Genomic DNA, 26910 nt, shown 5'->3' on the forward strand with positions numbered 1-26910 from the left:
ATGCCCAATTCCCAATTCCTAAATTATTAAATGTTCAGCACAATTCTCAGATGGGTAATTAACCGTCGCTGGCTAGTTGTTATCGCTACGATTATTGTTAGTCTGTGGACATTGTATATCATCCCCCAAATGTCCCTTGATGTCTTCCCTCCTTTTGCACCCCCGCAGGTGGAAATTCAGACGGAAGCACCGGGGCTCGCGCCGGAAGAAATCGAGTCTTTGGTAACACTACCGATCGAAAGTGCGATTAATGGAACTCCTGGGGTAACAGCAGTGCGATCGTCTTCCGCTGTGGGGCTTTCTTCGGTTAAGGTAATCTTTGATTGGGGAACTGAAATTTATCAAGCGCGGCAGTTGATCACAGAACGGTTGCAGCAAGCGCAAAGCAAACTCCCGGCTGGGGTAGAAACACCACAAATTTCTCCCACAACTTCTCCTGTGGGCACTGTTATTACCTATGCTTTTACCTCGGAAACTACTCCTTTGATGGAAGTGCGCCGTCTAGTTGATTCGCAAGTCACAAATCGCCTTTTGGCTGTGACTGGCGTTGCTCAAGTAGTAGCTTACGGTGGCGAAGAAAGGCAGTATCAAATATTAGTAGAACCTGCCAAGTTGAAAGCTTTTAATGTGTCGTTGCAGCAAGTAGCTGAAGCGGCGGCGGCTGCGAATGTTAACGCGCCGGGGGGGTATTTAATTACGCCGGATCGAGAAACTTTAATCCGGGGGGTGGGGCGGATTGAGTCTCTGGAAGATTTGCAGCAATCGGCGATCGACTCTCGCCACGGAACACCCGTCAGAATTAGTGATGTGGCTGAGGTCAAGATTGGTGCTGCAATCAAGCGGGGCGATGGCAGTTTTAACGGCAAAAAAGCTGTGATTGTGATGGTAAACAGACAGCCAGTTGCTGATACTCCGACGGTAACGAAAGCGGTTGAGGCAGCAATGGCTGAGGTGCAGGAAGCTCTGCCAAAAGATATTAAAGTTACTGTGACTTTTCGACAGGAAGAATATATTAATTCCTCGGTGGAGAATGTGCGATCGGCTTTAGTTGAAGGCAGCATCATTGTCACCCTTATTCTCATCCCGTTTTTGATGAATTGGCGCACTCTGGCGGTTGTTTTGCTGGATTTCTTTCTGACTTGGCTGTTGGCGCTGCTGGCGATGTATTGGCTGGGGCTGGGGCTGAATACGATGACTTTGGGGGGTTTGTCGGTGGCGATCGGCACTGCGATCGACGATGCGATCGTCTATGCCGAAAATACCTACCGCAATTTGAGAGAAAATACGTCTTCTCTTCATCCGCGTCCGGTGATGGATGTGATTTTTGATGGCAGTCAGGAGGTGCGCGATTCGTTAATTGGAGCCACTGTTATTGGCATTGTGGTGTTTTCTCCTATTTTTACTTTGCCCGGTGTAGAAGGTCGAATTTTTACGCCTATGGGGATTACTTATCTGGTAGTTGTGGTGATTTCTAGTCTGGAATCGCTGTTAATATCTCCGGCCCTTTGCGCTATTTTGTTGCCTACCAAACGCATGAGTGGTAAAGAACCTTGGTTGCCGAGATTTTGCAAGCATATTTATCATTATTGTATCAGAATTTCAATGCGTTATTCGGCGATTATTTTAGCTTTTGCGGCTGCTAGTATAGTGGCTGCATTAATTATTTTGCCATCTTTTGGGCGGGTGTTTTTGCCGGAGTTTCAGGAGCAAACTTTGGTGAATACTATTATGCTTTATCCGGGGGTGTCTTTGGAGACAACAGATAGCGCAGCTTTTGCTATTGAAGATGGACTTCAGGATGATACCAGGTTTCAATACGTGCAAGTGCGATCGGGCAGAGCTCCGGGAGATGCTGATGCTGCGGGAGTCAATTTAGCTCACATTGATATCGGTTTAAGCGAGGAGGGCATGAAAAACAGGCCGAAAACTTTGGAAGCGCTGCGGCAGGAGTTTGGTAAATTGCCGGGAGTTGCACCAAATATCGGGGGTTTTATTTCTCACCGGATGGATGAGGTTTTATCAGGTGTCAGAAGTCAGATTGCTGTCAAAATCTTTGGCCCGGATTTGGAGCAACTTCGCAGCATCGGTGCCAAAGTTGAAGAGCAAATGAAAACAGTTGAAGGAATTGTGGATTTGCAACTCGAACCGCAGGTGCCTGTGCCACAAATTCAAATTAAGTTTAACCGTCAAGCTGCGGGTAGATACGGTTTAAAGATTGGAGAACTTTCAGAAATAATTGAAACTGCTTTGAATGGCAAAGTTGTGTCTCAAGTTTTGGAGGTGCAGCAAACTTTTGATTTAGTTGTTTGGTTGCAGCCTGAAGCTCGAAATAACTTAGAAACTATTCAGAATTTGCTGGTTGATACCCCAAGCGGCAACAAAATTCCCCTGGCCCAAGTTGCTACTGTAAAATACGGTACGGGGCCAAATACGATTAACCGCGAGAATGTTTCTCGCTTGATTGTGGCGGCGGCGAATGCTAAAGGTCGAGATTTGCGATCGGTTGTGAATGAAATTCAAGCTAAAGTCAAACGAGAGGTACAGTTGCCTTTTGGCTATTTTATCCAGTACGGCGGTCAATTTGAAGCTGAGCAAAGAGCTTCGCAAAATATTATGATATTTAGTGCGATCGCCTTTTTGGTAATTACAGTATTGATGTACTTGTCCGTCAAGTCAATTCCTTCAACTGCTATGATTATGATTAATTTGCCGATCGGATTAGTGGGAGGAGTAATTGCGGTAGCTTTGACTGGCAGCATCATCTCTGTAGCTTCCCTGGTTGGCTTTGTCACATTATTCGGCGTTGCTACCCGTAACGGCTTGCTTTTAGTAGACAACTACAACACTAAATTTGCTGAAGGACTGCCTTTTAAGGAAGCAATTATTAAAGGTTCGATGGAACGGCTCAACGCCATCCTGATGACCGCTTTAACTTCAGCTTTGGGTTTAGCACCTTTAGTATTTGAAGGCGGGGCGGGCAAGGAAATTTTGCAACCGCTGTCAGTAGTAGTTTTAGGAGGGTTATTTACTTCTACAGCCTTAACTCTGTTAGTTTTGCCAGCTTTGTATGCTCAATTTGGGCATTTTTTACGACCTCAACAACCTCAGCCAGTTATTGAAGACGGAAAGGTAGTTAAGGTGTGATATTTTCTAATTATTGTCAGTCAGCAAGGAGTCAAACCAATGAAATCGCTCAAGTCAAATTTAATTATTTTAGGTAGTGTCGGATTGTTATTTTTGGGAGCTTGCAGTAAAAGCGACCAAGCAAGCGATCCAAATACCACTCCAGCATCCCCTCCTGTCGCCTCTCAACCTGCGTCTTCGGCTCCCGCCACCGCTCCTGCAACAGCAACTCAAGGAGGGCAAGTTGTAAAGTCTGGAGCTTACTATTTAGAGTTTGTACCTGAAAAAGAAGCTACCGGAACTCATTTAGATGTTTTTTTGCAAAAAGGGGAGAAAAAGGAACCAGTTCCTAACGCCAAAGTGACGGCTCAAGTGCAGTTGCCGAATGGAAAGCAGCAAACCCTAGCTCTCAAGTATGATGCTGAGGGCAAACATTACGCTGTGGTGTTTCCCGGCAAAGATGCAGGAAGTTATCCCGTGAAAGTGACTGCGGATATTAACGGAGAAAAAGTTGACGGTCGTTTTACCTTCAATCAATAGATGGCTAATAACTAATGCGCTCTAAGTTAGGGGCGCATTAGTTATTAGCAACAAACAACTGCCTCCTGCATTTCGACTACAAAGCCGATCGCGTTTCGATCGCACTTAATTTCCTATTTCGTTACCTGAGTTTTTTTAAACGGAAAAAACACTCGACCTGCCAAACTTTGAAAGTAAATCCCGCCCACGGTAATTAAAAATACGAAATAAGCCATCGCCTGCACGACATAGAGCTTATCCGTGTAGCCAAACAGCGCGCTCAGCAACAAACCGGGAAACTTTTCTTCGGGAAGCAGTTGCGAGGTATTCCAGACCATCGGCCCGAGAATGCAAGAGTGGATTTTAGTAAATCTTTCGTAATAGAAACACAGTGCTGCTGATTCGCGGTTTGTTTGCGATAAAATATTCATCGCGCTGTCAAAAATTCCCAAAGTAGATACCACTAAACCCGCTACAATAAACAGCAATAAAATGCCCATATATTTGAAAAACAGGCGGATATTAATTTTGACTCCCCATTTAAACAGCAGGACACCAAGTCCGGCGGCTGAGAGAATGCCCGCCAAAGCGCCGATTGCCGGAATAATCCCTTGTTGAAACTTGGCGACGACAAACAAAACAGTTTCAAACCCTTCGCGTAAAACGGCAATAAAAACTAAACTAAATACGCCCCAACCGGCATGAGAGTTGTGCGTTAAGGCAGCACTTACAGCGCCTTCGACTTCGGCTTTCATAAATCGCGCTTGCTTGGTCATCCAAATCAGCATCCAACTCAGCATTGCGATCGCTATAACCCCAAAAATTGCCTCTAGCAGCGACTCCATAATCGGTGCAAAAGGCTGATTAGATGCGGACAAAATTTGAATAGTCCAGCCGAAAAGTACACCTATCAAAGCGCTGGCAATCAGTCCAACGCCAACACCGCCGAAAACCCAAGGACTTAAATAACTTTGTCCTGATTTTTTGAGACAAGCGAGAACGATTCCGACAACTAAGGCGGCTTCGACTCCTTCGCGGAGAGTAATTACAAAGGTGGGCAATGCTTCGCCAAAATTCATTTTTTTATGGTGGGAATGGGACTGGTTAACGAGCGAGGTAATTGGCAGATTATTTACCAATTACCGCTGTTGATGGGAGTAATGTTTTTAAGATGCGGGTTTGAGAACTTTTTGGCTGTCGCTTTCGATCGTTTTAACTAGCTGGCTGACTTGTTCGGTTGTTTTTACAGGGGCGGGGGGTGCGATCGCAGTTGGCCAATTTGTCTTCAGTTCAGTCATGTTGGCAACAATTGCTTTGTCAATTTCGGGGCTAGTTTTAGCCACTTGATCGGCGATATCTTTGTACAGCATTTCCGCGTACATGACAAAACCCCGCGAATCTTGGTATTCAATAATTGCGGAAATTTTGCCGTTAGCAACTGCCGCTCCGTATTCGGAATTAGCTGTATCCAGCAAGCCGTTAATCACTTGCAGCACGAATTTCGGATCTTTTCGTTGGGCTTCGGGAAGAGCGGCAATTGCTCCGTCAACTGCTTGCATTGATGTGTCAAATTCGGCATTCACTTGAGCCGGATCTTTTGCACCCGCTTTAACTAAATCCTGCAATTTAATTAAAGTAGTCTTAAATTCGGGAATTTTACGCTCGTTTAGCTGATCTTCCACATCGGCATAAATTTCTTCGACTGGATGCCCGATGTGAGGTTCGGCCTGGTCGGGTTTGCCTTGATCCAAGAGTTCTTTTGCTACAAAAAGATGCCCTTTCATCAAGCCCATTTTAGTCATGAAGTCTACATCTTTTGGTTCGCCTGTCAGCACCACATTTTCAATAGTTACCAAGTCTTTGATTTGGTCAAATTGGGCTTGAGTAATGACATCTTTTGAGACTAATTCTTCGACTTTGCCGTAAGGGCGGCTGGCTTGAATTTTGTTAGAAAGTGCCGGTACTCCTAACTTGGCTTCGAGTTTATCTAACTCTGAAAGAATGGCTGTATTGATGTTGATGCCGCCTTTGCCGCCGTGGTTCATGCTGTGACCGTTTGTGGATGCGGGAGTGGCTGTGGCAGCGGGTGAGACTGTGCTGTCGGTGTTGCTGGCTGTGGGGGAAACGCAACCGGTCAGAGCAACGAGGATGGCTGTAGCCGTGGCGGTCGGTAATAAGCGAAAGGATGGTAACATGGCAGTTGCTAATTTTTACGTTATGTGCATTTCGACTCACAAGTTATTAAGAATAATTCTCAATTATTTGCGAGCTATTCATTCTACCTATTTGCGATCGAGCTTGTCAAATAATTTCATACTTTATTTGAATCGGCGCACCGTGGTAGCAGGATTTGGTTTAAGTGATGACTTCAAATACACCCATGCAGCCAGCTTCGGCGATCGCATCTTGATGGGGATGAAACATATATTTTCCAGCGTAGCCGTAGGTAAATTCTAAGATATGTCTTTCAGCTACTCCCATTGTGATGACATCAGTTCTTTCACTGGGAGTTAAAGTCATTCCCGTGCGATATACGTCAAAAAAATTGGCGTGCAGGTGAAAAGTCACGGCTGGTTCGTACTCAATCAGGTTGAGAACGTACAGCCTAACTAGCTGATTTTTATAGATTGAAATAGGGTTGTTCATGTAATAATTTGGCAACCCGTTAAAAGCGTATAGTTCGTTTTTTTCGTCGTCGTTTACGTCGTACCCTCCCATGATCAACAAGATTTCATCGGCGGGAGGACGGGGTTTTGGCGGATCGATGATGAACATTCCATAGAGTCCTTTACCGATGTGGCGCGTTACGGGAGCAATATGGCAGTGATAAAGATGCACTCCGTAGGGATTGGCATCGAATTCATAAATAAATACCGAACCGTTTTTCACTGGTTTAACGCCATCCATGTCGCTGGTATGAACGCCGTGAAAGTGCAGCGAATGAGAATGTCCGGCTTTGTTATAAAAAATGACGCGGATACGATCGCCCTCTGTTGCCCTCAATGTCGGCCCCGGCACGCGATTGTTCACGTTCCAGGTGTTGAAAGTGACGGCGCTATTAAGTTGGACGATCGAAGTATTAGCTTCCAGGCGAAATTCCCGAACCGTGCGCCCGTTTTCGCGCGTCACGGTGCCGTAATCAAAATCCCGCGCAATTTGCATCGGGTTGATATTGCTGACGGTGAGTGCATCTGCGGGCATGGGCGGTATTCTCGCGACTGATGTCGGTTTGCGAGTCAAGTGTTGAAGTGCGATCGCGCCGCCCGCTACCCCAGCCCCAGCTATTCCTAGCTGTAGCAGTTGGCGGCGACTCCAGCGCCCCGGCTTTTTCATGGCGGGGCGATCGGATAAATCTGTCATACTTATTGAAAATTATTCTCAAAAATTTGATTGCGTTTGAGTATAAGACATTTCCAGCTTGTTGTCAATAATTGTCAACTATCATTTTTTTCTGCGAAATTAGAAAATTTCATGCTGATTTCATCTCAGTATGTGAGGTTAGATGTTGGGGTAGATGCTGCCGATCGCTAACAATGTATAAGGATTTACCGCTATAAATTAGAGTTATGAGAGTTTTGCTAGTTGAAGATGAGCCCGATTTAGGGAAAGCGATCGAGCGAACCTTAAAGCAGGAAAAATATATAGTTGATTGGGCCCTAGATGGCAGTGAAGCTTGGGAATATTTAGACAGTCACTGGATGCAATATAACCTGGCTATTTTTGACTGGTTGCTACCAGGATTGTCTGGATTGGAACTGCTGCGGAGATTGCGTGCTAAACATAGCGCCCTGCCCGTTTTGATGCTGACCGCAAAAGACCGAATGGAAGATAAAGTTGCGGGACTAGATGCCGGGGCTGACGATTATTTAGTTAAACCATTTGGCATGGCGGAACTGTTAGCAAGATTGCGAGCTTTGCAAAGGCGATCGCCCCAAATTCAACCGCAACAGCTACAGGTAGGGAATCTGGTTTTGGATTGCGGAACTCGAACTGTGTGCCATCTCGATCGCAACGGCAACAACCAGATAATTTCGCTGACAAACAAAGAATTTCAACTGCTAGAATACTTTATGAAACATCCCAACCAAATTATCACCACTGACCAAATTCGGAATCAGCTATGGGAGGCGAGTGCAGATACCTTTAGCAATGTGGTAGCAGCTCAAGTGCGCTTGCTGCGGCGCAAACTTGAGTCGGTTGGCGGCACGAATTTAATTGAAACCGTTCACGGCGTCGGATACCGCATGAGCAATTAAAGTAGGGCGGGAACTCCGGCCCCACCCCTCCTCCCCACAAAAAAATTTATTTAATTTTTGTGGAACAGGCATCTTGCCTGTTCTTAAGCATTCTACGGGTTCCCAGCCAGAATCTGGGAACCCGTAGAATATAGAAAAGTCGATCGGAAAAATAACTGCCATGAAAGATTTAATCCAACAAGAGTTAGAAAAGCTGGATATCGAACAACTCAAACAAGTATTTGAATTTATTGCATTTCTGAAATTCCGTGCCAGATTAGCTACTATTCCAGAAATAGATGAAAGTAACTTAGCTGCACTCTACAGCGAATTTGCCGAAGAAGACCGACAACTTGCAGAACTCGGAATGAGCGAATATGCAGAACTCCTAAAACATGAAAATTAACTGGTTTCCAGGCTCTGCCTGGAAATCCATTTACCGAGGCTCTGCCTCGAAGAGACTCCATGAAAATTGGAGGCAGAGCCTCCAGATATGCGTTACCAGGCAGAGCCTGGGAACGAGTAAAATTGAATTTTGTGGAACAGGCATCTTGCCTGTTCTTAACAATTATATAAAATTTAAGTTTAAATGAATCAAAATAAACTATTTAACCGCACTCGCTGGCAATTAGCCATTTCCTATGCAGCAGTAATGGGTTTGATTTTAAGCTTGTTGGGATTTGGCGTATATAAGGCGATCGCCCACGCTCACTGGGTAGCCATAGACCGGGAATTAGAATCGGTAGCGGGGACGCTACACGACAGTCTAGAAACAAAATTGCAGCAGCCCGGACGCCTAGAACCAATAGTCAATGAGCTTTTGCCCAACCTCCGCGTAATAGGAGTGAATGGCCTTAAAAAACAGTTGCCAAGCCGCCATATTTTAAGCGCTATCAACCAAGGCTATTACTACATTCGTTTATTTGATTATTCGGGGCAACTAATTGCTACTGCCGGCGCTTATCCCGAAGAATTACCAGCAGGATTTAACTCCCAATACTGGCAAACAATAACTGACACCAAAGGTAATGTTTATCACCAAATTTCTGTAGCGTTACACACCCAAACACAGCAAGATTGGGGATATTTTCAAGTTGGGCGGAGCCTGCAAGACTTTAATGATTATCTCAGTACAGTGAAATGGGTTTTAAAATTAGGATTACCTACAGCATTGATTTTGATCGGCTTTGCTAGTTGGTTATTGGCAGGATTAGCCATGAAACCGATTTATTCTTCCTACCAACAAATCCAACAGTTTACAGCGGATGCTGCTCACGAATTGCGGACGCCTTTAGCAGCTTCGCAGGCGACAGTAGAATCAGCACTGTTGACGCCTCAATGGGATGAAAAAGAGGCTCGGGAAATTTTGCGGACGATCGATCGCCAAAACCGACGACTGACTCAGTTAGTGGCTGATTTGCTGCTACTGGCTCGCATGGATAATCAAGCGATACGCGATCGCCCTCAATTGTGTTGTTTGAATGACCTGGTTAGCGATTTAGTAGAGGAATTGGCAGCTTTGGCGATCACTTCTAAGGTAGCCCTAACAGCGTCCGTGCGGGTGCAACAGCAATTGAATGTTGTCGGCAATTCCGACCAACTTTATCGCTTAGTTGCTAATTTAATTGTTAATGCCATTCAATACACTCCGGCGGGCGGGAAAGTAACAGTTATTTTAGATTGCAATCACATCGAGGCGATCGTTCAGGTTCAAGATACCGGTATTGGGATCGCCGCGGCAGATTTAGAGCGAATATTCGATCGATTTTACCGAGTCAACAGCGATCGATCGCGCCATACAGGCGGTTCGGGACTGGGATTGGCGATCGCCCAAACCATCGCCCGCGCACACCGCGGCAGCCTCAGCGCCCGCAGCGAATTGGGTTCCGGCAGCACCTTTCTCCTGCAGTTACCTTTGTGAGCTACTATTTGACATCTCCCCAGCCCTTTCATAGACGGGGATTCATAAGACTATAATGGAGGTCTTACAGGTGCTGACAAATCACCTCTACACGCTCAAAACAACTACCATTACCAGAGGTATTGCAATTGCGCTTACTTTTGTTTTACTTTCGGAGTCCATCACAACGCCAGATAGGTACGCTCCATGTTCACCATTACTTGTTTACCCAGGCTACGGTCATGCCGAGACGAGATAACTCAGGGGTTTCTCCTTAATAAAACACTTCTTCACGTAGATGGTTGTTCTTACTTGCAATTTAATTCTAGCATATTGAGGGCGGTTTCAACCGCCGCGTTCCTCCCCATGATGTAAGCCATTGGCTTCTCGCTCAATTATGGTGAGGGAAACCGAATCATCTTTTTAGGGTAATCCCTTCGGCAAAACGTAGCACGATCGCCGAAAATCATTAAATAGTCATTAGTCCTCAGTCAGTAGTCAGTAGTCAGTAGTTAGTAGTTAACAACGTATAACAGGAAAAATCAGCTCGACTAACAATTAATAACTAATGACCAATGACCAATGACCAATGACTAATCACGGTTCATTACCGACAAATACCTAGCGAAAAATTATGACAGTTTTAGAACAGGGAACAATCTCAATCCATACCGAAAATATTTTCCCGATTATCAAGAAGTCGCTATACACTGACCACGAAGTCTTCTTGCGGGAACTAATTTCTAACGCCGTCGATGCCATTGCCAAACTCAAAATGGTTTCTCGTTCCGGCGAATACAGCGGCGAGGTGGGCGAACCGCAAATCAACATAGCGATCGACAAAGAAAACAAAACCCTCTCAATTTCCGATAACGGCATCGGCATGACCGCCGATGAGGTAAAAAAATACATCAACCAAGTCGCTTTCTCTAGCGCCGAAGAATTTATTCAAAAATACCAAGGCAGTGGTGATGACGCAATCATTGGTCACTTCGGCTTAGGTTTCTACTCTTCTTTCATGGTGGCGAAGAAAGTAGACATTGATACTCTTTCTTACCAAGAAGGCTCCCAAGCAGTACACTGGTCTTGCGACGGTTCTCCCGCTTTTGAACTGTCAGAATCTTCCCGCACCGAACGCGGCACTACTATTACTCTTACCCTCCAAGACGAAGAACAAGAATATGTAGAACCCAGTCGCATTAAGCAGTTAATCAAAACTTACTGCGATTTCATGCCAGTTCCCATCAAATTTGAGGGAGAGGAACTCAACAAGCACAAAGCAATTTGGCGGGAATCAGCCAGCAATTTGCAAAAAGAAGATTACTTAGAACTGTACCGCTACCTTTACCCGTTCCAAGACGAGCCGCTGCTGTGGGTACACCTGAATACAGATTATCCTTTTATTGTCAACGGCATTCTTTTCTTTCCAAAACTGCGCCCGGATGTCGATGTTACCCAAGGCAATATTAAGCTATTCTGCAACCAGGTTTTTGTCAGCGACCACTGCGAAGAAATTATCCCCAAATTCTTGATGCCACTCCGGGGAGTTATTGACAGTACCGACATTCCCCTGAACGTTTCTCGCAGTTCTTTGCAAAGCAATCGCACTGTGCGGAGAATCGCTGATTATATTGCAAAAAAAGTGGGCGATCGCCTGAAAGAACTCTACCGCGACGACCGCAACGAATACATCCGCTGCTGGCAAGATATCGGCACTTTTGTCAAGTTTGGAACTCTCAACGATGACAAGTTCAAAAAGCAAGTCGAAGATATTTTAATCTACCGCAGCACCTACGAGCCAACAGCGGAGAAGCCAGAAACTGTAACGCCAGAAGTTCAGGTGCAAACAGAGGAAGGAGATTTGTGGCAAGATGTCACTCCAAAGTCGGACAATTCTACTTCGACGCAACCTTACACGACGCTGAAAGAGTATTTGGAACGCAATCAAAAACGCCACGAAAATCGTGTGTTTTATTGTACCGATCCGGCGTCTCAAGCAACTTACGTTGCTATGCACAAAAGCCAAGGTTTAGAAGTGCTGTTTATGGATTCTTTCATCGACACGCACTTTATCAGCTTCTTGGAACGAGAACACTCAGATGTCAAATTCTCGCGGGTTGATTCCGACATCGACGAAACGCTAATTGACAAAGAGAAAGAAGCGGAAATTGTCGATCCGGCGACGAATAAAACTCGCAGCGAACAAGTTAAAGAAATGTTCCAAAAAGCTCTCAATAAGCCGAAAGTGAACATTCGCACAGAAGCTTTGAAGTCTGACTCTGCGGAGGCGACGCCACCTGCGATCGTACTTTTGCCGGAAGCTTTGCGCCGGATGCGGGATATGACGGCGCTTTTGCAGCAGCAAGCGGCCGAATTCCCCGAAGAACACGTTTTGCTGGTGAATACGTCTCACCCGCTGATTCAAAATCTGGCGAGTTTGAGTCAGGGTGCGATTATTCAAGGTGGCGGGGAGTCTCCGTCGGCTGAGTTGGCGAGTATGATTTGTCACCACGTTTACGACTTGGCTTTGATGGCCCAGAAGGGTTTCGATGCTGAAGGGATGAAGGATTTTGTCGAGCGATCGAATCAAGTCTTGACAAAGTTGACCGAACGTGCAATGTAATTAACCCCCCCCAACCCCCCCTTGCTAAGGGGGGGAGCAAGAGTTTATTTCTATTGGTAAAGGGATAAGTCAAGCCTTCTTCCTTCTTCCTTCTTCCTTCTTCCTTCTTCCTTCGGGTATAATGAAATGCTGCACGCAAAAAACGGTAATCTGGAGGGAAGTATGTCACGGAAATGTCAGCTAACGGGGAAGAAGGCGAATAACGGTTTTGCAGTTTCTCACTCGCACCACCGCACTCACAAATTGCAAGACGCCAATTTGCAGTGGAAGCGGGTTTGGTGGCCGCAGGAGAAGCGCTGGGTAAGATTGCACCTTTCTACAAAGGCAATTAAAACCTTGCAACACAAGGGTTTGGAAATCATGGCGAAGGAAGCTGGAATTAACCTGTACAAGCTTTAAAAAACTTGGCTAATTGAGAAAAGGGCGATCGGGCAAATTAACTGGTGCGATCGCCCTTACTTTTAGAGAAAAACCTTTACTAGAGCTATTTTCGGCATTTCAGTAAATAAGTAGTCATCTGGCCTTTGCCTTTAACTTCGATCGCGCCGCGGTTTTCAAAGGAATACTTTTCTCGCAACTGCTGATAAGTTGTCTCTGTTACGTGAATGCACCCCGGCAAGCCGTGAGATTCCATGCGGGAAGCAGTGTTAACGGTGTCTCCCCATAAATCGTAAATAAATTTTTTAATTCCAATAACTCCGGCAACAACCGGGCCACTGTTAATGCCGATTCTGATGCTGAAATCTTGATTGTGGAGATTGCTGAAGTCAGTAATTGCCTCCTGCATATCGAGGGCCATTTCTGCGATCGCTGCTGCGTGATCCGGGCGAAGAATTGGCAGCCCTCCAACTACCATGTAAGCGTCGCCAATCGTCTTAATTTTTTCCAAACCGTGCCTTTCTGCTAGGTTGTCAAATGTCGAAAAGATGTCATTCAGCAAGGCTACTAATTGCGTTGGAGAAACTTGCGAACTCAATTGAGTAAAGCCTACTATGTCGGCAAACAAGACAGTAACCTCAGCAAAAGTATCTGCGATCGTACTGTCTCCCCGCTTCAACCGATTTGCTATTTCTTCCGGCAAAATATTCAACAACAAGCGTTCTGATTGTTCCTGTTGAACTCGCAGTGCACTTAAAGTATCATTCAGAGCATTAGTTCGTTTTTTCACTCTAAATTCTAACTCTTCATTCAGCTTGTAAAGTGCCATTTCAGCCCGCCTGCGGTCTGTGATATCCGTACCGATTGCCAGCATTCCCACGAAATTTCCTGCCGCGTCAAACAGCGGTTTATTTGCCCAGGATACCCAAACCCGATCGCCGCTGCGCCGGATACTTTCATTTTCATTTCGCGTGTATTGTTCTGGGTTTTGCAAAATATCTCTCAACTTTGCTGCCAAGTCATTTCCTGTTGTATCTGTCTGGGGAATAATTGTTCCCACGGCGTTTTTGCCAATTATCTCTTTTTCATCGTAACCAAAAAACTTCTGTGCAAATTCGTTAAAAAAAGTAATATTTCCTTCCCTATCTAGTTTTAAAATAATGCTGTTAGCATTTTCCACTAATTCCCGATACTTAATTTCGCTTTGCCGCAGCGAATCCTCTGCTGAGGCGCGTTCGGCTACAGTGGCGGCCAACAGCAGCGATGTAACTACAATTACGCTCATAAAAGCCTGCAAAAATAAGATTGCCTGATTGATATTTTCCGCTTTGGCAATAAAGGGGCCACCTCCCTGAGAACCGCCCCAAATAGCGATACTGGATACAATGAAAGATGCTAAAACCGCCCCGGCCTGGCCGAATTGAATAGTTGCCCAAATTACTAAGGGAAATGGCAAGTATTCAAGGGGATAACCGGAGAGATTACTGTCACTTTTTGAGTTGTATACTAGCCAACTGACTGTTACTAATAACAGCAGGCATATTCCGGCACCGATGCGATTGAGAATTGTTTGAGAAGCTGTATTTTGTGAAGGGCTGGGCGCTGGTTTGTGATTGTATATAATCAAAAGCAGGGGAGTAAAAATTAAAACTCCCAATGTATCTCCGAGATACCAATTCCATCGAATGTGCCAATATTCGCTCCAGTCAACTAAACCAGTTAAAGACAGGCGTAACGTGCCGAGAGTGCAGTTTACTTGAGTGGCAACTATAGCGCCGCCAAAAATTAAATAGACTACATCAATCAGCCGATATAGTGACGGGCGAAACTTGAGTTTCTGCAACAAAGTAAATGCACACAAAGCTTGTAAACAAGCGCAAAAGGCACTAATTGTTGCAAGTGTTAAAGATACCTTAAGGTTAATAGTTTCGTAAAAAAATACGCCTAAAGCTATTCCCGGCCAAACGCGGCGACCAAATAATAAAATTGCCGCTTGTGCAATTCCTGCCGGCGGCCAGACGCAGGTAGCTAATGTATTGACGCCTGGGATTGAAACTGCTATTTTGGCTCCCAAAGCGTAAGCAAAAGCAATGGCAGCTACTTTTGCTAAGTATTGCCAATTGCTAGATTGAGGCAATCGCAGAAACCGATTGTTGTGTGGGTTCATTTTGTATTTTTAACTAACTATAGTAACCGCGACTGAATATTAGGATGTTATTAATTGCTGAAACATGAGTTATTATATTGCTTCTTCCTTCTTTTTATGCTGAGCGAAGCCGAAAAGCCTTTTTCCTTACTGCTATAACTTGATGCCTGTAAGAAAATAAGTGTTCATCTTGCCTTTTCCTTTAACTTCGATCGCGCCGCGACTTTCAAATATATACTTGTCCTGCAATATATCATAAATTGCAGACGTGACTTGAATGCACCCCGGCAAGCCGTGGGATTCCATGCGGGAAGCGGTATTAACGGTGTCTCCCCATAAATCGTAAATAAATTTTTTAATACCGATTACTCCGGCGACAACCGGGCCGGTGTTAATGCCAATTCTGATGCTAAAATCTTGATTGTGGGTATGGCTAAAGTTAGTAATTGCCTGCTGCATATCGAGGGCCATTTGGGCGATCGCCTCTGCATGATCGCTGCGGGGCATCGGCAGCCCTCCTACTACCATGTAGGCGTCGCCAATGGTCTTAATTTTTTCCAATCCGTGCTTTTCTGCTAGGCGATCGAATGTGGAAAAAATGTCGTTAAGCAAGGAAACTAATTCGGGCGGAGAAATTTTGGAACTAATTTGCGTAAAACCGACTATATCTGCAAATAATACTGTTACTTCGGCAAAAGTATCGGCAATGATGCTTTGGTCTTGTTTTAATCTGTCTGCGATGGGTTGCGGTAAAACGTTGAGTAGGAGACGATCGGATTTTTCTTGTTCTAAGCGCAAAGCTGCTTCAGCTTGTTTGCGAGTTGTGATGTCTTGAACAGTACCTTCGTAATAAAGCAAATTTCCGTAGGAATCGCGCACGGTATAAGTATTTTCTGAAATCCAAATTATGCTGCCATCTCGTCGGTAAATTTGAGATTCAAAATCTGATATTTTGCCTTGTTCTTCTATTAAGCGGACAACTTCTGCGCGGCGTTCGGGGTCAACATAAAGTTGTTGGCTAATATCAGTTAATGTGCCGACCAATTCCTCGCGCGAACTGTAACCGTAAATGCGAAGCAAAGCAGGATTGGCGCTGAGATATTCCCCATCTGGGGTAGTTTGAAAAATGCCGACGATCGCATTTTCAAAGATGCTGCGGTATTTTTCTTCAGCTTGCCGCAGCGCTTGTTCAGCCCGCTGGCGTTGCCGCGCTTCCACTGCGAAAGTTACAGAGTCTGCTAGAGAAACAGCAAAACTTTGTTCTTCAATCGTCCAAGGGCGGGGCATTCCTACGTGTTCTAAACAGAGAACTCCTGCTGTTTCACCGCCTATTTGAATAGGCGTGTCTAGCATGGAAGTGATGCCGAAGGGAATTAGGTAAGATTCCTCAAATTCTCTAGTTCTAAAATCTTTTTGGGCGTCAAAGGCAGCAATTGCACGTTCTTCTCGCAGTGCTTGAAAATAGACAGGATAGTCTGCTGCTGCTAATTCCAAGCCGTGTGAGTGCTGGTTGAGAGTGCGATCGAACAAATCTAGGCACTCGATCTTGGATTTAGTACGATCGTACAGCCAGACGCTCGATCGGGCAACTTCCAGAGTACGGCTAGCAGTTTCAGTTATTTCTTGAAGCGCCTTTGTTAAGTCGCCTTGATTCAGCGCTTTATTTTTGGCTAAATCAATTAAGGCAGATTTCTGTTTCTGTAGCTGAAGTTCGCTTTGTTTCAGGGCATTTGTCCGCTCTTCAACTCGGATTTCCAGTTTTTCATTGAGCTTTTGCAGCGCTATTTCAGCTTTTCGGCGATCGGTGATATCTGTCCCGATGCAGAGGATACCCAAAAGTTTTCCCGCTGCATCAACCAGCGGTTTATTTGCCCAAGATACCCAAACGCGATCGCCACTGCGCCGGATATTTTCATTTTCATAGCTGGTAAAGCGATCGGGATTTTGTAAAATTTGACTATGAACCAACTCTAAGTTATTTCCTTCAATATCCGTCGGTGGAATAATGGTTCCCAAGGCATTTTTTCCCAGAAGTTCTTCCTCCTTGTAACCAAAGAATTTTTCAGCAAATTCGTTAAAAAAAGTAATATTGCCGTCAGCGTCCAGTTTCAAAATAATGCTGTTAGCATTTTCCACCAATTCTCGATATTTAATTTCGCTCTCCCGCAGAGAATACTCTGCTGATGTGCGTTCAGCTACTGTCGCTGCCAACAACAGCGAGGTAATCGTAATTACACCCATAAAAGCTTGCAAAAATAAGATAGCCTGATTAATATTGTCGGCTTTGGCTGTGAATGGCCCCCCTCCATGAGAACTGCCCAAAATTGCGATAATTGAGACAATAAACGATGCTAAAACAGCAGCTCGCTGACCAAATTGAAGCGCCGCCCACATGATTAAAGGAAACGGCAAATATTCCAGGGGATAACGAGAAATAGAAGCTTCTTGTTTCGACTCAAAGACCAGCCAGCTCACCCCAATTAATAATATTAACCATACTACCCGCTGAGTCAAATAATTTTTCTTGGTTTCTGTTTGTATCTTTAAACAATCTGCGGCCACTTTAGGACGAGTTAATATTAAAATTAATGGAGTTATAATTAAAACTCCCATTGTGTCTCCCAACCACCAATTCCATCGAGCAGACCAATATTCGCTCCACTCTATTTTGCCTGCTAAAAATAGAGAAAACGCGCCAATAGTGCAACTAATTTGAGTAGCAATTAGACCGCCAAACAAGATTAAATTAATTACATCTTTCAAGCGCTCGATAGAGGGACGAAACCGGAACCAGCCCAGGACAGTTACTGCAAAAACAGCTTGCAGAATCGCCCCGGCGTTTCCTCCCACCCAAAGTGCAAATATCTGTTCAGTTGGGTTAACCAAATTGAGCAAAAATGTGCCCAAAACTATGGCAGGCCAGACTTTACTCCCAAACAATAAAAGTCCGGCTTGGGCAATTCCTGCAGGCGGCCACACCGAGGCAGCAAAGGGATTGACACCTTGAATTGAAATTGCTAGCCTCGCCCCCACGGCGTAAGCGACAGCAACGACAGTTACTTGGGCTAAGTACCGCCCAATTCGGGATTGAGGGAATCGCAGAAACTGATTTAGGTTCAGATTCATACCGAGCTTTAAGTTTTAGATAATTTCACATCTCAAGGAAGAAGGAAGAAGGAAGAGGGAAGAGGGAAGAGGGAAGAAGGAAGTTCGGCAACGGATTGTTTAACGGATGTAACGGATGTAATGGATGTAATGGATGTCAGGAAGAGGGAAGAGGGAAGAGGGAAGAAGGAAGAGGGAAGAGCATCTCATATTTGTAAAAACACTTCTTCTGCCTCCTTCTTTTTTCCTCTTTCCTCCTGTATCCTGCCTCCTGTATCCTGCCTCCAAACTCCATTTTTTAGCTGGGCTGCTTTGATTGAGATGCTCCCAAGAGGGAAGCTAATATAGGGTGTACACCGCGCACATTGCGAGCCTAAATGTAGGTGCAGCGCGCACCTTACCAATTAAAAAGGCTTAGTTGATGGCGGCTTCAATCCACTGTTTTAAAGTAGAATTTACTTCATCAATGAGAATTTCATGTGATTTGTGAGTTGCTCTTTCCACGACTTCAACTTTTCCTGCTTTCAGCGAACGGCCCGGAACAATCCGATAGGGAATGCCGATTAAATCAGCATCTTTGAATTTAACTCCGGCTCGTTCGTCGCGGTCATCTAGTAAGGTTTCAATGCCCGATTGGTTGAGTTCTGCGTAGAGTTTTTCGGCGACTTCTACTTGTTGGGCGTCGGAAATATTGGGGATGCTAATAATGGCGTGATACGGGGCGATCGCCACTGGCCAAATTATCCCATCTTTGTCGTAGGATTGTTCTACGGCCGATTGAGCTAGCCGCGACACGCCGACGCCGTAGCAGCCCATCATAAAGGGCATTTCTTCGCCTTGTTCGCTGGTGTAGGTGGCGCCCATTGCTTGGGAGTATTTTGTGCCTAATTGGAAGATGTGGCCGACTTCGATGCCTCTGGCGCTTTGCAAGGTTTGTTGGGGGTTGTGCACGGCCCGATCGCCCTTTTTGGCGCTTCTGACACCTACAACCGTTGCTGGTAGCGGAAATTCTTGATTCCAATTAGCGCCGACAACGTGGTATCCTGATTCGTTTGAACCAGTGACAAAGTTTGTCAGCTCAACTGCAGTGCGATCGACTAAACGCAAAAACTTAGAGTTTACCTCCTTGCTCCCAGCGATATAATCATCAGCAACATCGGGAGCCATATAACCCAGAGGTAAAGATTTCGCCGCCCATTTCTGCTGAGCTTCCGCATCGGGAACAGTTAAAAATAAAACATTTTTAGCTTGATAATTTCCCGCTAACTTCGTCAATTCATTCAGCAACTTTACCTGATTCACATCTTGGTCGCCGCGAATGCTTACCAATACCAAGACTGTGATGCCATTGTCGTAAACAGCTTGGTAAAGCACATTTTTGACAACTTGCGTCGGAGAACATTTCAAAAATTTGCAAAGTTTATCAATTGTTTCAGTTCCCGGCGTTTCCCGCTTTTCAAAAGTTGCAAAGGGCGACGGTTCCACATCAGCCGGCATCGATACAGCCTTTTCCACATTAGCTGCATACTGACCATCTTCTGTATAAAGAACTTCATCCTCGCCCGCTTCAGCCAGCACCATAAACTCTTGAGAACCAGAACCGCCAATTGCTCCAGAATCAGCATCTACTGCTCGGAATTGCAAGCCCGATCGGCGCAGCATATTGCTGTAAGCTTGAGCCATATCCTGATAAGTTTTTTTCAGACTTTCTTCGTTAGTGTGGAAAGAATAGCCATCTTTCATAATAAATTCGCGACCGCGCATCAACCCGAAACGCGGGCGAATTTCATCGCGAAACTTAGTTTGGATTTGATATAGATGTACAGGCAATTGCCGATAGGAACGAATCATATCTTTAGCAATTGTAGTAATCACTTCTTCGTGAGTTGGGCCCAGTCCCAATTCTCGCTGCTGCCTATCTGTCATGGCAAACATAATACCTTCAGCTTGAGTGTAGGTGTCCCAGCGGCCGGATTCCCGCCACAAATCGGCCGGTTGCAATTGCGGGAGGAGGCATTCTTGAGCGCCGGTAGCGTCCATTTCTTCGCGCACAATTTGAGATACTTTTTTGAGAACTCGCCACATTAAAGGTAGATAAGCGTAAATACCGCTACCGATGCGCCGGATGTATCCGGCACGGAGTAATAGTTTGTGGCTGGGAATTTCTGCTTCTGCCGGGTCTTCGCGCAGGGTAACAAAAAGCATTTGAGAGAGTCGCATGGCTGATTTCCTTAAAATACCGGATGATTGTAATTTTAGATCAACTTCTGATATTATCAGAACTAAGCCCGATTTGATTAAATATATGAATAAAATTTGGCAAAACTACGAAAAAGGTATGGCAGTATTTGATAATTGTCACTCTCCTACTGTGCAATCTCAGTGGCTTGCCTTAAAAGATGAAATAAGAGAATTTGTTCAAGAACCTAATTTAAGCGAAATTTGGGATATTGTTCATGCTGCTGGTCGATTGCTTTACAAAATAATCGGAATTCCCTTATATTTACTGGCCTATCCTACTGTTCGCAAACACAGTCAACGTTTCGAGGAGTACGGATGTATTCGCAGCATTCGCAACTGTGAGGGTAAATGCTGCAAACAGTTGACAGTTGACAGTTGAAAGTTGAAAGTTGAAAGTTGACAGTTGATGGCGAGGTTTTTAAACAGTTGATAGCTAAAAATTATCATGACTAGATTCATCCACGACCAATTTGCCAAACAGTATCTGAAAGAACTATTAACCCCTCTCGGTAATGTAGAAACCAGCCGGGATGTTGCTGGAGAAGTAAGGCAGGTTGACGTTTTATTTTCCCCGAAAGCAGAACCGGAAGTCGAAGCAACAGCCCTCGGCCTTCTGGGTCAAATAGCAGCACAACCCGCTGTATTTGAACCCTTCCGCAGTCCAGTCCAGATCGGAGAAATTCGCAGTTGTCTGGGCAAACTCTTCGATATCCACGGCGAATTTGAACGCGCCGCAGTTAGAGAAAATACCCGGATTGCAGAGGCAGACTTGCCCCAACTCTGGATACTGTCGCCGACTGTTTCCGACACGATATTAGCTGGATTTCGAGCGATTCCCGAACCGGAAAATTGGGTAAGTGGAGTTTATTTTATGGGCCCATCTCTGAAAGCAGCGATTATTGCCATTCACCAACTCCCCCGGACTCCAGAAACGCTGTGGCTGAGAGTTTTGGGGAAGGGAAACGTGCAGAAGCAAGCTATTGCCGAATTGAGAGAATTACCCTCAGATAATGTGTTTCGGTTGAATGCGCTAGAATTGTTGTACAACTTGCGAACGATATTAGAAGTACGTCAAGACATAGATCGAGAAGATCGGGAGTTAATTATGGAACTGTCACCCCTCTACTTGCAACGGCTGGAAGATGCAACTCAGCGCGGTATCCAGCAAGGTATGCAGCAAGGTATGCAGCAAGGTATTCAGCAAGGTATGCAGCAAGGTATTCAGCAAGGTATTCAGCAAGGTATTCAGCAAGGTATGCAGCAAGCTATGCAGCGCGCTCAACGCCTGATGGTTGAGAGTCTGCTACAACTAAAATTTGGCGAGATTGATGAAGAATTAGCCCAAATAATCGAGCCTTTGATTCAGCTAGAACCCCTCGATCGCACGCGACTAATTAGGCAGCTCGATCGCTCTGAATTGCTAGCTCATTTTGAACAAAAAAATCAACCGGAATCCTGACTCAGCAGCGCACTCTACAATCGGTAGGGTGCGCTAAATATCACTTTACTATTTATTATCGACAAAATCTGGAGTTAATTATGGAACTATCACCCCTCTATTTACAACGGCTTGAAGAAGCAACTCAGCGAGGTATCGAGGAAGGTATTCAGCTAGGTATCGAGCAATGTATTCAGCAAGGTATCGAGGAAGGTATTCAGCAAGGTAAACGCCAGAATCTTGAAAGTATATTACAAGTAAGATTTGGCGAAATTGATGAAGAATTAGCCCAAATAATTGAGCCTTTGATTCAACTAGAATTTCTTGAAATCGCGCGACTGAGTATGCAGCTCGATCGATCGCAATTACTCGCTCGTTTTGAGCCTGAACATCCAACGGAATCCTAACTCGCTAGCGCACTCTACGATATGTAGGGTGCGCCGAAAATTACTTTACTACTATTGATAATTGGTGCCGATCGCCCCCCGCATCAAACTTGCCACTTTTATGCGAACTCTGCTGCTATCAGTCTTATAAAAACTAATTTCTGACTTTAGACGGATTTATTTTTTAGCTTCCACAGCCATAATAAGCAGTAAGGATGAGATCACTAAAGAACTAATTTACTACTCATCCCAATTTCACTAATAAGGCCTTCCGTAAGATAAAGCCGAACCAAAACAAACCATCATCTAAAGATTACCAAATCCCCTATAAAAAAGTTGGGGACTGTTTTCGCTATGCCTAGTTAGGCATAAAAACTTAGGAGGTAAATTATGTTTGAAAGCGAGTTATTAATGTCGCTGTACAGTCCCAAATTCAATATTGCCCAAATGCCAGTAGAAATAGATGTGCCATTTGACCACCCCGATATCGGAGGACTGATGTTTTTAAGCCCGCAGTTTTTCGTGGCATTAATCGCCGGAGTCATTATGGCTTTCGGCTTCCAATTCCTGTTAACAAATTTCTCGATCGCGGCCAAAATCTCAAATTGGGACGAGGCTTTACCCGACGATGACGATGATGATGAGTCGGAAAGTATAGGCCGTAAAGTTCGGAAAATCGAAGGTTTAGTCGGGGGTTGGATTTTAGTCACCGTTAACCTGGCTTTATTTTTGGCTTGTTTTCTGGCGGTCAAACTAACTTCCATTGCCTCGGTAGACGGAGCGGCAATTATTGGTGTGGTCATTTGGTCGGCGTACTTTTTAACGCTGGTGTGGCTCGGTTCTAGCGCCGTCGGTTCCATGATCGGTTCCTTGATAAAAACTGCTTTTTCAGGGGTTCAAGGCGTCATGGGTACTGCTGGTGCTGCGATCGGCGGCAAGATGGCCAGCGACCAAATGGTCAACACTGTAGAGGCATCTGTTGCCGCTGTCCGCCGCGAATTGAGTTCGGCGGTAGACCCCGATAGCATTCGCGAAACGCTGCAAGATTATGTGGGCTCTTTGCAGTTACCGAAACTAGATGTTAAGGAAATTCGCGGTCAATTTGAAAAGTTGCTGGGCGATGCAGATATCAAATCTCTTGCGGGAAGCGATGTTCTGAAGAATGTTAACCGCCAAACTTTTGTGGATTTAATTAAGAGTCGCACAGACTTTTCTCAAGAGGAAATAACTCAAGTTGCTGACCAACTCGAAGGCGTTTGGAAGCAAACTTTCGGCAAGCAGCAACAGCAAAAAGACCCGAATTTGGAGTTGGTTGATTTTCTCAAGTTTGCGGCTCCGGATTTGCTGAAGTCTGACGAACTCAACGCCAAGCTGTCTCAAATTCTCGAAAGTAGGGAAAACAAATCGGAATCCAGCAGCGGCATGAAGCGAGCGATGCAGTTGGGTGTGGAAGCTCTTGTGGGCACTGTTTTGTCGCGGACGGATTTGTCGGATTTGGATGTTGAAAAAATCTCTGGCCAGTTACAACAACTGACAGCACAAGGGACTCAAAAAGCTAAATCTTTTGCTTCTCAGGTGGGCGATAAAGTGCCTGCGCTGCCTTTCAATACAGCTAAGGCTGATGTGGAAAACTACTTGATGAATGCCCAACCGTGGCATCTCAACCGGGAGACAATCAAGCAGGAATTTAGGGATGTGATTTACGACCCGGAAGCTTCTCCGGGGGCAGTTTTGCGCCAGTTAGAGCTGTTTAATCCAGATTATTTTGTAGGGATTCTGGGCCGCCGCGAGGGGTTTGCTCCTGAACAGGTGACGGAAATTGCCGAACAGCTTGAAGGTGTCCGACAAGAAGTGTTGGAAATTGTGCAAGCTGCTGCTGGTGAAGAACAGTCTCAAGATTTGCGGAGCCGGATTGAGAATTATTTGCGATCGACCGGCAAAGATGAGCTGAATCCTGAAGGTATCGAGCGGGATTTCCAAGCGCTTTTGGACGATCGCGATGCTGGTTTTGAAGCTTTGCGCGATCGCCTTTCGCAGTTTAACCGCGATACTTTGGTGCAGTTGCTGGGTCAGCGGGAAGATTTTAGTCCAGAGGAAGCCGATCAGTTAATCGGGCGGCTCGAAAGTTCGCGCGATCGCGTGATTTCTAAAGCTCAAGAATTGCAAGAGCAAGCGAAATCGAAAGCGCAAGAATTGCGACAAAAGGTAGAAGACTATCTCCGCAATACTAATAAGGAAGAACTCAATCCTGAAGCGATCGAGCGCGAGTTTCAAACCCTGTTAAACGACCCGGAAGCCGGATTTAAAGCGCTGAGAGAACGCTTGTCTCAATTCGACCGCGATACGCTGGTGCAGTTGCTGTCACAGCGCCAAGACCTCAGCGAAGAACAGATAAATCAGGCGATCGACCGGATCGAATCTGTGCGCGACAACATTATCCACGCGCCGCAAATAGTTGCAGATAGAGCTAAGCAACAGTACGAGGAAGTTACTGCAAAAATTGGCGAGTACCTGCGGAATACTAACCTGGAAGAACTCGATCCTGAAGGCATCAATCGGGATTTGACCAAATTGTTTGAAAGTCCGAAAGAGGGTGCTTTGGCACTTCGGGAAAGACTTTCTCAGGTCGATCGCGAAACTTTAGTCAAGTTGCTGTCGCAGCGGGAAGATTTGAGCGAAGAACAGATCAATCGGACGATCGATCGCGTGCAAGATTCGATTCGCAGCATCGTGAAATCGCCCCGCCGCTTGGCCTCTCGCGCTCAAAAAACAGTCCGGGATTTCCAAGGAAGTTTGGAAAATTACTTGCGGAATACGGACAAGGAAGAACTCAATCCTGAAAGCATCAAACGCGATTTGCAGTTGCTCTTTAGCGAGCCGGGAATGGGGATGCAAAGTTTGGGCGATCGCGTGAAACACTTCGATCGATCGACTCTGGTAGCATTGCTGTCGCAGCGGGAAGACATCTCGGAAGAGGAAGCCAACAAAATTGCCGACCAAATTGAATCTGTCCGCAACCAAATTGTCGAACAAGTTCAAATGGTTCAGGACAAGTTTCAGTCAGCAATGGATGGTATTTTCGGCAAAATCCGGGATTACCTCAATTCGCTCGATCGACCAGAACTCAACTACGAAGGGATCAAGCGGGACTTCCGCAAAGTGTTTGATGACCCGCAGGCAGGATTTGACGCGATTAAAGAGCGTTTAGGTGAGTTCGATCGCGGTACTTTAGTTGCCCTGCTGAGTTCTCGTTCCGATATTTCCGAGACTGACGCTCACCGAATTGTTGACCAAATGGAAGGAGCCCGGGACAGCGTTTTATTGCGATCGGAACGCCTGCAAAATGAAACCAAAAAACGCATCAAACAGCTCAAAAACAATGCCAAGCAGCAAGCAGAAGATGCACGCGAAGCCGCAGCAACTGCTGCGTGGTGGCTGTTCGGTACGGCTCTAACTTCTGTGGTTGTTTCTGCTTTGGCTGGAGCAATAGCAGTCGGTGGTATTTCGGGTTTGTTTAGCTAGACTTTCAACGAGTTTGAAATAAAGTTCTCCTGATTCTAGGCTGGCTGTTTGCCAGCCTATTTTCTTTGGAATGATATCAAAGTTTTTTATAATTCAAAGTGAGCAGTACCTTTAGCAGCCATGTTGACAAGTTCTCCCTTGATTAGCTCAACTCGATCGTCCTCACCAAAGAAGCCCAGTTCTGTCAGGCGGTGATATTCCGCTATGGTGAAGCGTTTTGCAGTTGCGATCGACATAACAGCCACCTCAATACAGGTATGTTGCGATTATAGGCGATCGGCGATCGGCTAAACAATGCTAATCATCAGATCCGCTAACAACAATCTTGTCAAATTTCCCTCATCCTTTGGTTGCAAATTTTCCCAATTTTGGTGAATTTACTCCCCGAACTTATGTCCGGGATCATCTCTGTCTTAAGCAAGATTCTAGCATCACTATTTATTAGGTACTTTAACTTAAGTAGCAAACAAAAGTTTTCTCAGAAATAAGAAAACTGAGCAATACATATTATTTTGGAGGCTTGAATGACCTTTACTACCAGTGCTTACGACCAAGGAAAAGCAGATATTAAGAAGTTGAGTGTAGACGACCAATTAGGTTTGCTGTGGTTTGTTTACACCCAAATGGGCAAGTCAATAACGCCAGCGGCTCCCGGTGCTTCCGGTTCCGAAATTGCTCAGGGTTTGTTCGAGCAAGTCAAGCCGCTGCCCCACCAAGAACAACTACAAGTAATGCGCGACATTGCCTCAAAAGCCAATACTGAAATCAGCCGGATGTACGGCTCAATGAGTCCTGAAACCAAGCTGGCTTTTTGGTATTTCCTAGCAGTAGGAATGGACGAAGGAACTATTATCCCTGTGCCTCCAGACTATCAACTGCCCGAAGCAGGAAAAGCTTTATTAGGAAAGATTGAAGGTATGGACTTCCAGCAGCAAATTGATTTCCTTCGCGGTACAATTTTAGAAATGGGTGCTGAAGCCGCTCCGGGGGCTGGCATTTAAAAATAGGACTTACGAAAAAAAACCCGGTTTCTAGGATGTAGCAACGACGCATTTAGGAAAAAACCCGGTTTTTAGCCGTTTGAGGCGTAAGTCCTCAAAAAGATTAGTAAGTAGCTCAAACTAATACGCCGCGACAGAAACCAGGCTTCTTCAAGAAACCGGGTTTCTGGCTGTTCTGTTTTTTTAGGTTGACGGCGAATACCCGCACTTTACAGCTATTGACACTCCTGGGCCTGAAGGCATGAGGATTCTTCTATCTACGAGCTGACTTGCTCTAATTGGATTTCTCCAAC

At 45.3% G+C, this 26910-nt stretch carries 18 protein-coding genes and 1 pseudogene; 12 read left to right on the plus strand and 7 right to left on the minus strand.

Annotation, left to right across the window (positions count from 1 at the left end; all coding sequences use genetic code 11):
* The first annotated feature begins 30 nt into the window (after window positions 1–30).
* Window positions 31–3144, plus strand: a complete 3114-nt coding sequence (locus tag QUA43_RS09515; RefSeq protein ID WP_333373192.1) for an efflux RND transporter permease subunit — start codon at window positions 31–33, stop codon at window positions 3142–3144.
* A 39-nt stretch (window positions 3145–3183) separates the two neighbouring features.
* The gene (locus tag QUA43_RS09520) at window positions 3184–3663 is read left to right on the plus strand and encodes a hypothetical protein (RefSeq protein WP_333223868.1); all 480 of its coding nucleotides are present in this window, start codon (window positions 3184–3186) and stop codon (window positions 3661–3663) included.
* A 113-nt stretch (window positions 3664–3776) separates the two neighbouring features.
* Here QUA43_RS09520 and QUA43_RS09525 read toward each other — a convergent pair whose 3' ends face one another.
* The 3 genes from QUA43_RS09525 to QUA43_RS09535 all read right to left on the minus strand — a co-directional run bounded on the left by QUA43_RS09525 (window position 3777) and on the right by QUA43_RS09535 (window position 7002).
* Window positions 3777–4721: an FTR1 family protein gene (locus QUA43_RS09525; RefSeq protein WP_333373195.1), complete on the minus strand. Its 945-nt coding sequence runs from the start codon at window positions 4719–4721 to the stop codon at window positions 3777–3779.
* Window positions 4722–4808: 87 nt separating this feature from the next.
* Window positions 4809–5837: a helix-hairpin-helix domain-containing protein gene (locus QUA43_RS09530; protein WP_333373197.1), complete on the minus strand. Its 1029-nt coding sequence runs from the start codon at window positions 5835–5837 to the stop codon at window positions 4809–4811.
* A 160-nt stretch (window positions 5838–5997) separates the two neighbouring features.
* Window positions 5998–7002 carry a multicopper oxidase domain-containing protein gene (locus QUA43_RS09535; protein WP_333373199.1) on the minus strand — a complete coding sequence of 335 codons (1005 nt, stop codon included), beginning with the start codon at window positions 7000–7002 and terminating at the stop codon, window positions 5998–6000.
* A gap of 206 nt (window positions 7003–7208) precedes the next feature.
* On the opposite strand from QUA43_RS09535, the gene rppA reads away from it, so the two are divergent.
* The 5 genes from rppA to rpmB all read left to right on the plus strand — a co-directional run bounded on the left by rppA (window position 7209) and on the right by rpmB (window position 12799).
* Window positions 7209–7898: a two-component system response regulator RppA gene (rppA, locus tag QUA43_RS09540; RefSeq protein ID WP_333373202.1), complete on the plus strand. Its 690-nt coding sequence runs from the start codon at window positions 7209–7211 to the stop codon at window positions 7896–7898.
* Between the two features lie 160 nt (window positions 7899–8058).
* A complete protein-coding gene (locus tag QUA43_RS09545) occupies window positions 8059–8283 on the plus strand; it encodes a hypothetical protein (RefSeq protein WP_333297073.1) in 225 nt (74 codons plus the stop codon).
* A 183-nt stretch (window positions 8284–8466) separates the two neighbouring features.
* A complete protein-coding gene (gene rppB / locus QUA43_RS09550; RefSeq protein WP_333373205.1) occupies window positions 8467–9798 on the plus strand; it encodes a two-component system sensor histidine kinase RppB in 1332 nt (443 codons plus the stop codon).
* 613 nt (window positions 9799–10411) lie between these two features.
* On the plus strand, window positions 10412–12400 hold the full coding sequence (gene htpG, locus QUA43_RS09555; RefSeq protein WP_333373207.1) for a molecular chaperone HtpG: 1989 nt from the start codon (window positions 10412–10414) through the stop codon (window positions 12398–12400).
* Window positions 12401–12562: 162 nt separating this feature from the next.
* The gene (gene rpmB, locus QUA43_RS09560) at window positions 12563–12799 is read left to right on the plus strand and encodes a 50S ribosomal protein L28 (protein ID WP_006634309.1); all 237 of its coding nucleotides are present in this window, start codon (window positions 12563–12565) and stop codon (window positions 12797–12799) included.
* An 85-nt stretch (window positions 12800–12884) separates the two neighbouring features.
* On the opposite strand, the gene QUA43_RS09565 is transcribed toward rpmB, so the two are convergent.
* The 3 genes from QUA43_RS09565 to proS form a co-directional block, all read right to left on the minus strand.
* Window positions 12885–14945: an adenylate/guanylate cyclase domain-containing protein gene (locus tag QUA43_RS09565; protein ID WP_333373209.1), complete on the minus strand. Its 2061-nt coding sequence runs from the start codon at window positions 14943–14945 to the stop codon at window positions 12885–12887.
* A 132-nt stretch (window positions 14946–15077) separates the two neighbouring features.
* Window positions 15078–18050: an adenylate/guanylate cyclase domain-containing protein gene (locus QUA43_RS09570; RefSeq protein ID WP_333373212.1), complete on the minus strand. Its 2973-nt coding sequence runs from the start codon at window positions 18048–18050 to the stop codon at window positions 15078–15080.
* 393 nt (window positions 18051–18443) lie between these two features.
* Entirely contained in the window at window positions 18444–20249 is a 1806-nt protein-coding gene (gene proS / locus QUA43_RS09575; RefSeq protein ID WP_333373213.1) for a proline--tRNA ligase, read from the minus strand.
* 85 nt (window positions 20250–20334) lie between these two features.
* Here proS and QUA43_RS09580 point away from each other — a divergent pair, with 85 nt between their 5' ends.
* The 4 genes from QUA43_RS09580 (at window position 20335) to QUA43_RS09595 (ending at window position 25616) form a co-directional block, all read left to right on the plus strand.
* Window positions 20335–20649 (plus strand): hypothetical protein, encoded by a 315-nt coding sequence (locus QUA43_RS09580; protein ID WP_333373216.1) that lies wholly within the window; start codon window positions 20335–20337, stop codon window positions 20647–20649.
* Window positions 20650–20715: 66 nt separating this feature from the next.
* Window positions 20716–21729, plus strand: coding sequence for a hypothetical protein (locus QUA43_RS09585; protein ID WP_333373219.1), 1014 nt, complete (start codon window positions 20716–20718; stop codon window positions 21727–21729).
* 80 nt (window positions 21730–21809) lie between these two features.
* Window positions 21810–22115 carry a hypothetical protein gene (locus QUA43_RS09590; RefSeq protein WP_333373222.1) on the plus strand — a complete coding sequence of 102 codons (306 nt, stop codon included), beginning with the start codon at window positions 21810–21812 and terminating at the stop codon, window positions 22113–22115.
* A 369-nt stretch (window positions 22116–22484) separates the two neighbouring features.
* Complete coding sequence (locus QUA43_RS09595; protein WP_333373225.1) at window positions 22485–25616, plus strand: MFS transporter; 3132 nt, start codon at window positions 22485–22487, stop codon at window positions 25614–25616.
* A 98-nt stretch (window positions 25617–25714) separates the two neighbouring features.
* Here QUA43_RS09595 and QUA43_RS09600 read toward each other — a convergent pair.
* Window positions 25715–25852 (minus strand): annotated as a pseudogene (locus QUA43_RS09600) (Uma2 family endonuclease); the annotation flags it as partial.
* A 288-nt stretch (window positions 25853–26140) separates the two neighbouring features.
* Here QUA43_RS09600 and QUA43_RS09605 point away from each other — a divergent pair.
* Window positions 26141–26617, plus strand: coding sequence for an orange carotenoid protein N-terminal domain-containing protein (locus QUA43_RS09605; RefSeq protein ID WP_333373228.1), 477 nt, complete (start codon window positions 26141–26143; stop codon window positions 26615–26617).
* Window positions 26618–26910 lie beyond the last annotated feature (293 nt).

Origin of the sequence: Microcoleus sp. N9_B4, from assembly GCF_036701635.1 — a bacterium.
Taxonomy (GTDB): domain Bacteria; phylum Cyanobacteriota; class Cyanobacteriia; order Cyanobacteriales; family Microcoleaceae; genus Microcoleus.

Excerpts from the sequence above, each read along its gene's own strand:
- QUA43_RS09515 (WP_333373192.1), top strand. The coding sequence starts at position 31 with ATGTTCAGCACAATTCTCAGATGGGTAATTAACCGTCGCTGGCTAGTT.
- QUA43_RS09520 (WP_333223868.1), top strand. The coding sequence starts at position 3,184 with ATGAAATCGCTCAAGTCAAATTTAATTATTTTAGGTAGTGTCGGATTG.
- QUA43_RS09525 (WP_333373195.1), bottom strand. The coding sequence starts at position 4,721 with ATGAATTTTGGCGAAGCATTGCCCACCTTTGTAATTACTCTCCGCGAA.
- QUA43_RS09530 (WP_333373197.1), bottom strand. The coding sequence starts at position 5,837 with ATGTTACCATCCTTTCGCTTATTACCGACCGCCACGGCTACAGCCATC.
- QUA43_RS09535 (WP_333373199.1), bottom strand. The coding sequence starts at position 7,002 with ATGACAGATTTATCCGATCGCCCCGCCATGAAAAAGCCGGGGCGCTGG.
- rppA (WP_333373202.1), top strand. The coding sequence starts at position 7,209 with ATGAGAGTTTTGCTAGTTGAAGATGAGCCCGATTTAGGGAAAGCGATC.
- QUA43_RS09545 (WP_333297073.1), top strand. The coding sequence starts at position 8,059 with ATGAAAGATTTAATCCAACAAGAGTTAGAAAAGCTGGATATCGAACAA.
- rppB (WP_333373205.1), top strand. The coding sequence starts at position 8,467 with ATGAATCAAAATAAACTATTTAACCGCACTCGCTGGCAATTAGCCATT.
- htpG (WP_333373207.1), top strand. The coding sequence starts at position 10,412 with ATGACAGTTTTAGAACAGGGAACAATCTCAATCCATACCGAAAATATT.
- rpmB (WP_006634309.1), top strand. The coding sequence starts at position 12,563 with ATGTCACGGAAATGTCAGCTAACGGGGAAGAAGGCGAATAACGGTTTT.
- QUA43_RS09565 (WP_333373209.1), bottom strand. The coding sequence starts at position 14,945 with ATGAACCCACACAACAATCGGTTTCTGCGATTGCCTCAATCTAGCAAT.
- QUA43_RS09570 (WP_333373212.1), bottom strand. The coding sequence starts at position 18,050 with ATGAATCTGAACCTAAATCAGTTTCTGCGATTCCCTCAATCCCGAATT.
- proS (WP_333373213.1), bottom strand. The coding sequence starts at position 20,249 with ATGCGACTCTCTCAAATGCTTTTTGTTACCCTGCGCGAAGACCCGGCA.
- QUA43_RS09580 (WP_333373216.1), top strand. The coding sequence starts at position 20,335 with ATGAATAAAATTTGGCAAAACTACGAAAAAGGTATGGCAGTATTTGAT.
- QUA43_RS09585 (WP_333373219.1), top strand. The coding sequence starts at position 20,716 with ATGACTAGATTCATCCACGACCAATTTGCCAAACAGTATCTGAAAGAA.
- QUA43_RS09590 (WP_333373222.1), top strand. The coding sequence starts at position 21,810 with ATGGAACTATCACCCCTCTATTTACAACGGCTTGAAGAAGCAACTCAG.
- QUA43_RS09595 (WP_333373225.1), top strand. The coding sequence starts at position 22,485 with ATGTTTGAAAGCGAGTTATTAATGTCGCTGTACAGTCCCAAATTCAAT.
- QUA43_RS09605 (WP_333373228.1), top strand. The coding sequence starts at position 26,141 with ATGACCTTTACTACCAGTGCTTACGACCAAGGAAAAGCAGATATTAAG.